The following is a 5,764-nucleotide window of genomic DNA, read 5'->3' on the forward strand; positions in this document are numbered from 1 at the left end:
GGAACGGGACGAGCGTGTACAGCAGCTCAAGAGGCAGGTGATACTTCGTCTGCCGTGGCGCGGGGGCGTCGTCGTCCTTACGCCGGTAGCGAATGACGGACCAGAGGATTAGGCCCCACACCAGGGCGCCGATCACCAAGGCGGTGACCCAGAACCCCACCCAGAGGTTGCCCATCGCGGGGGCTTGCTCCGACGCCGGTTCGGGCAGGCCGAACCGCGCACCCTGGCCGCTACAACCCGCCAGGCCGAGGAGCACGAGTGCCCCTGCGATCGCCATGATCCTGCGGCCAGTTCGGGGCCGGGGAGGATTGCTTCTCACCACTGTTTGCCTTCCACGTTCTTTTCGCCGCACATCGCTTGGATGTGTACAACACTGCAAGGTCACCTTAACGCATAAAGGCACCCCCGGGTGAAGTCATTCATCCCGGGGGTGCTAGTTCGTCAAAGATTCGTCGCGTAGATCGCGACATCACCGGCGATCAGTGGAAGGAATCACCGCAGGCGCAGGAGCCCGTCGCGTTCGGGTTGTCGATGGTGAAGCCCTGCTGCGAGATGGTGTCGACGAAGTCGATCGACGCACCTCCCAGGTAGGGTGCGCTCATCCGATCGGTGACCACCTTCACGCCTTCATAGTCGGTGGCCAGGTCGCCATCGAGTTCACGATCGTCGAAATAAAGCTGGTAGCGAAGGCCGGAGCAACCGCCGGGCTGTACTGCAATGCGCAACGACAGATCGTCGCGACCCTCTGCTTCGAGCAGAGCACGCACCTTATCGACCGCCGCTTCTGTGAGGGTGACGCCGGTAGGTGCATCAGTCTGGGTTTCAGTCACGCTGACTCCATCAGTAGGGGTGTTGAACGCGCCCCAGTGTACGTGGCCACCAACGTGACTCCAAGCACTTGCCTTATTCGAACCACCAGGTACGGGCCACACGCCTTGCCAACTCCGCCAGATCTCGCTCTTCGACGGTGCGCGCGTCATCGCCGGCATGCACCGCGTGGGCTGCCTCGATGCCGGACAGGCGCAGTTCGCGCGACGACACGAAGTTTCGACCACACACGACGATCACAGGACGCAGCGCTTCCTCGGCGATCTGAACGACGCGTTCGACGAGCGGCCCGCCGCGGGTGTGGAAGTCGAGGTTGGTGCAGCCCGTGACGATGAGATCGGCCTGCCTAGCGGTCCTGGCGAAGCCGGTGCGTTCCACGGTGAGATTGAGCGCGCTCGTCAACTGCGCGCCCTCACGCAGCAACAAAGCGCCGAGCCCGTTGACCGCGCCCACGCCTGCTTCGTCGTGCACGCCGAGGGCGGTGAGCCAGGCGCGCGCCTGGGCGTCTGCTTCGAGGCCGGCAGCAAGATCGTCGCCGCGCGCACGGGAGCGCTGCACCGCCGTGCCCGCCAGGCCCGTCAGCGGCACCTCCACGTCCGCGTCGGCCACCACGGCCACGAAACGGCGACCGGTGATCGCTTGCTCGGCGCGTTGCGCATCGGCAAAGCGAAACGCCAGTTGCCGAAGATCAACGACATCCGCGCCTCGCGCAAGCACGTCGGCCAATTCGTCGAGGGTGGAAGGCACGGGCCAGGATTCCTCAAGATCCACCACGGCGACCTCAGCGCCCTGGGCTTGGAACGCCCGTGCGACGACGACGGATGCCGCGTGGGCCCGCAGCGCACCGACGGCACCCGATGCGACAAGTACCCGCACCCTGCTAACTACTCCTGGACTTCGTCTGGCAGCAGACCGCCGTAATAGTCGCGCGTAGCTTCGAGCACGAGTTTGACATCGTCGAGGCTGGCCGTCGGGTCTGGCAGCACGACATCGGACTCGGCCAGCACATCGTCGGGCACGGGAGAGCCCAACTCTTGCAGTCGGGTGAACAGCTCCTGCAACACTTCACGCATCGCCGCTTCGTCGCCAGCCTCGACGGTGCGTTCCAGACGCTCGTCGATTTCATTCAGATTCGTGAGGGCCTCAACGTCGATGGTCCACTGCCCCTCGCCCATGACTCGGATGATCACTGCTGAGGCTCCCCATACGGATCTGCAACGGAACCTTCCTCCGCAGGGGCCTGCTGCGGCGTAGCTCCTTGCGTCTGGTTGAGCGCCTCGCTTGGCGCGTCGATAGCGGCAGGCTGTGCCGGTGCACCGCCCGTAAGCTGCGCCTTCATCGAAGCAAGTTCGCTCTCCACCGACGAGCTCGATGCCAGCTGGTCGAGCTCCCGGGTGATGTCGTCCTGTCCGAACCCGTCCTCCAGCGCACCGGAGGCAACCAGCTCGTCGACGGCAGATGCGCGGGCCTGCAGCTCCAGCGTCTTGTCTTCCGCACGCTGAATGGTGAGACCGATATCGTTCATCTCTTCACCAATACCGGTGAAGGCCTCGTTGATGCGGGTCTGCGCCTCAGCCGCGGAGTAGGTGGCCTTGATGGTCTCCTTGCGGGTGCGGAATGCGTCAACCTTCGCCTGCAGGCGGGAACTCGCACGAACGAGCTTCTCCTCCTCCTGCTGCAGCTGGGCGTGCTGCGCCTGCAATTCGGCGAGCTGCTGCTGCAGGCCCGACTTGCGGGTGAGCGCCTCGCGGGCGAGGTCTTCTCGGTTCGATTCCAATGCACGCTGAGCGGCCGACGTGAGACGGTCAATCTCTTGGTTCAGCTTGCTTGCTTGGAGCTCCACCCGCTTGCGGCTGGTGGCCACATCCGCGACGCCGCGGCGCACGTTTTGCAAAAGCTCCAGCTGTTTCTGGTACGAGTAATCGAGCGTTTCACGGGGGTCCTCATACTGATCCAAGGCTTTGTTGGCCTTGGAACGAAACACCATCGCAATGCGTTCAAAGATGCCGGCCACGAAAATTATCCTTCCGAAGGGGTCTGCCACATCAAAGGTACATGCTGCGCAGCACCAAGCTCCACTGTGTACCTCGTAAATCTAGTTCCGCGAGACGCCCGGCGTCGACTTCGAGCGCCGCAGCGCAACGGGTAGACTGCAGCCTCGCCATTACCGTACGTCACAGTGAGGGAGTACGCGTGGGACTCTTCCGCCCCTATGAACGCTCTGATAAATCCACCCGGGCACGCACTTCGACCGTGCCCGAGAAGGTGAAGAATGCCCCCGACGCGAATGCGACGACATCCAAAGATGAGCAGGAGCCGACGTCGGCCCCTACCGGCAAGAAGGTGGTTCGTCGAGGCGAGAAAACCGGGCCCACACCCACCCGGAAGGAGGCAGAAGCGGCGCGCATGCAGCGCCTGCACCCGAACCTCAGCAAGAAAGAACGCAAGAAGGCAGAGCGCGAAGCCCGGTACAAAGCTCAAACCGAGGCCTGGGAACGCATCGAGAAGAGCCCCGAGCGCACGCTACTGCGCGACTTCGTCGATACGCGCTGGACGCTTGCCGAGTTCATGATGCCGTTCATGCTCCTCATCTTGGCCGCCATGTTCGTGTTCATGGCGAATGTCGAGATCACCACGATCATCGCGTTCCTGTTGTGGGGATTCTTCTTCGCCACCCTCATCAACATCTTCATCATGTGGCGTAGCTTCAAGAAGCTTCTCGCTGAGCGGGTGCCGAACGCGCACACCAAGGGCCTGCTCATGTACATGATGAACCGCGCGATCATGATCCGACGCTTCCGTCGGCCCCTGCCCCGGATCAAGCGAGGAGACCCGATCTGATGAGCTACCATTGGGAGCCCGCCACCGGCTCGTTCGACCGTGCGGAGCTGGAACGCAATGACCTCTTGAAACACTTCGACTCCAAAGAAGCCGCCGAGGAGTGGATGTCGCTGTTCTACGACGACTTAGTGGACCTCGGGGTCGCTGAGGCCACTCTCATGGAGGAGGACCGGGTCGTCTACGGCCCCATGTCGCTGCTTGCCTGATTGCACCAGCAACATGACGCCGAACACCGTCGCAACCACCCCGATCCCAATGACGAACGGGGTCTGCTCACGCACGGTGCGGATGCGCTGCTCATACGTTTGCAGCTTTTCGTCGGTGTTGACTTCCGTGTAGGTCGATCCATGGCAGACGTCGCCTGGCCCCATCTCCGCTTCACCACAGTGCGTCGTCGGATGCACGTAGGCCACCACACCCCAGCAGGTGATGACCAGGGCCACTGCGATGAACAACCAGTAGGCGATTCGTTTTCCCATGACGGCAAAGTTACCCCGTCGTGGATAAGGTGGGAGAATGCACGAACTCTCGTTGGAACTCTCGAAATCTGTACCCAAGGACGCCGACGTGGTCATCGTCGGCCTCGCCACCGCCGGCGACGCCAACTCACTCGTGGGTGGCACCTCCGAACTCGACAAGGCCTACACCAAGGCGTTCAACGCCAACGTTTCGACCCTTGCCGCTGCCATGCACGCGTCGAGCGCGCTGGAAAAGGTGACGGTATTGCCGCATGCCGATGGCGTCCGCGCGGTCGTCGTCGGGCTGGGCGAACCCGACGTGGCACCCGCCACGCTGCGCCGTGCCGTCGGTGCGGCGGCACGCGCGGTGATCGAGCTACCCGACGTGGAAGGGCTCACCGTCGCGGTGTCGTTGGAGCTCACCGACCCCGAGCTGCTGCAAGCCGCAGCGGAGGGCGCAGCGCTCGGTGCCTACCGTGTGCGAAAGGTCACCGGGCAGGGAACCCCTGAGCCGATCGCGAAGATCGCCGTCGTCGGCCCCTCGCGCCTCGGTGACGCGCTCGTCGATGCCAAGGCGAACATCCGCGGCGTCTACCAGGCACGTGACTGGTCGAACACCCCGCCTAATCTCCTCTACCCCGAATCCTTTGCAGAGGCCGCGAAAGCGTATGTCAAGGATGAGCGGATCACCGTCGAGATCCTCGACGAGAAGGCCCTCGCCAAGGGCGGATACGGCGGCATCCTCGCCGTCGGCGGAGGCTCGGAGCGCACCCCTCGCCTGGTGCGGTTGAGTTACGCCCCGCGCGGTGCGAAATTCCACCTCGCGCTGGTGGGCAAGGGCATCACCTTCGACTCCGGCGGCCTCGACATCAAGCCGCCAGCCAGCATGCTGGGCATGCAGATGGACATGTCGGGCGCCGGCATCGTGATTGCCGCCATCCGCGCTATCGCGGAACTAGGTGTCAAGGTGCAGGTCACCGCCTACGCGGCAATGGCTGAGAACATGCCGTCAGGCAGCGCCTACCGCCCCAACGACGTGCTCACCATGTTCGATGGCCAGACCGTCGAGAACTACAACACCGACGCCGAGGGCCGTCTCGTCATGGCCGACGCCATCGCCCGCGCGGGCACCGACAAGCCCGACATGATCGTCGACGTGGCCACCCTCACCGGAGCTTGCATGGTGGCCCTCGGCTCGCGCATCGCTGGCGTGATGGCAAATTCCGAGGACGCCACGGACCGCGTGCTGGATGCCGCCGAGGCTGCCGGCGAGGAGTTCTGGGAGCTGCCCATCACCGAGCACATCCGGGAACAGATCACCTCCGACATCGCCGACTTCCGCTCTGGCGGCAAGACCCGCTACGGTGGCGCGCTCGTCGCCGGAGCGTTCCTGGAGCGCTTCGTACCCGACGGCATCGCGTGGGCACACCTCGACATCGCCGGGCCGGCCGACTCGTCGGAATCCTTCGGCTACACGCCCAAGGGTGGCACGGGCGTTGCCGTGCGCACTCTCGTGGCACTCGCGCAGCAAGCCGCGAAGTAACCCCCGACACGGCTACGCGGCCAGATGCCGCTCAGCGACGGGCTACATGCTTGGCAAGCCCTTCGTCGAGCGGCATCTGCGCGTACAAGGTGGC

7 protein-coding genes and 1 pseudogene are annotated in these 5,764 nt (G+C 64.0%); 2 read left to right on the plus strand and 6 right to left on the minus strand.

What is annotated here, in order from left to right:
* The 5 genes and pseudogenes from Q0X61_RS12355 to Q0X61_RS12375 all read right to left on the minus strand — a co-directional run.
* Positions 1-277: pseudogene (locus tag Q0X61_RS12355) on the minus strand (cytochrome c oxidase subunit II); the annotation flags it as partial.
* 202 nt (positions 278-479) lie between these two features.
* Positions 480-830, minus strand: coding sequence for an iron-sulfur cluster assembly accessory protein (locus Q0X61_RS12360; protein ID WP_297743078.1), 351 nt, complete (start codon positions 828-830; stop codon positions 480-482).
* Between the two features lie 73 nt (positions 831-903).
* Positions 904-1,704 (minus strand): glycerate kinase, encoded by an 801-nt coding sequence (locus Q0X61_RS12365; RefSeq protein ID WP_297743080.1) that lies wholly within the window; start codon positions 1,702-1,704, stop codon positions 904-906.
* 8 nt (positions 1,705-1,712) lie between these two features.
* Complete coding sequence (locus Q0X61_RS12370) at positions 1,713-2,018, minus strand: PspA-associated protein PspAA (RefSeq protein ID WP_297743082.1); 306 nt, start codon at positions 2,016-2,018, stop codon at positions 1,713-1,715.
* Positions 2,015-2,842 (minus strand): PspA/IM30 family protein, encoded by an 828-nt coding sequence (locus tag Q0X61_RS12375; protein WP_297743084.1) that lies wholly within the window; start codon positions 2,840-2,842, stop codon positions 2,015-2,017. The genes Q0X61_RS12370 and Q0X61_RS12375 overlap by 4 nt, the downstream gene beginning before the upstream one ends.
* Before the next feature lie 179 nt (positions 2,843-3,021).
* Between Q0X61_RS12375 and Q0X61_RS12380 the strand changes: the two genes are divergently transcribed.
* The gene (locus Q0X61_RS12380; RefSeq protein WP_297743086.1) at positions 3,022-3,669 is read left to right on the plus strand and encodes a DUF3043 domain-containing protein; all 648 of its coding nucleotides are present in this window, start codon (positions 3,022-3,024) and stop codon (positions 3,667-3,669) included.
* A 125-nt stretch (positions 3,670-3,794) separates the two neighbouring features.
* On the opposite strand, the gene Q0X61_RS12385 is transcribed toward Q0X61_RS12380, so the two are convergent.
* Positions 3,795-4,148: a hypothetical protein gene (locus Q0X61_RS12385; protein WP_297743087.1), complete on the minus strand. Its 354-nt coding sequence runs from the start codon at positions 4,146-4,148 to the stop codon at positions 3,795-3,797.
* 37 nt (positions 4,149-4,185) lie between these two features.
* Between Q0X61_RS12385 and Q0X61_RS12390 the strand changes: the two genes are divergently transcribed.
* Positions 4,186-5,670: a leucyl aminopeptidase gene (locus Q0X61_RS12390; RefSeq protein WP_297743089.1), complete on the plus strand. Its 1,485-nt coding sequence runs from the start codon at positions 4,186-4,188 to the stop codon at positions 5,668-5,670.
* Positions 5,671-5,764 lie beyond the last annotated feature (94 nt).

The sequence above is a fragment of the uncultured Tessaracoccus sp. genome, from assembly GCF_947255005.1.
Taxonomy (GTDB): Bacteria; Actinomycetota; Actinomycetes; order Propionibacteriales; family Propionibacteriaceae; genus Arachnia.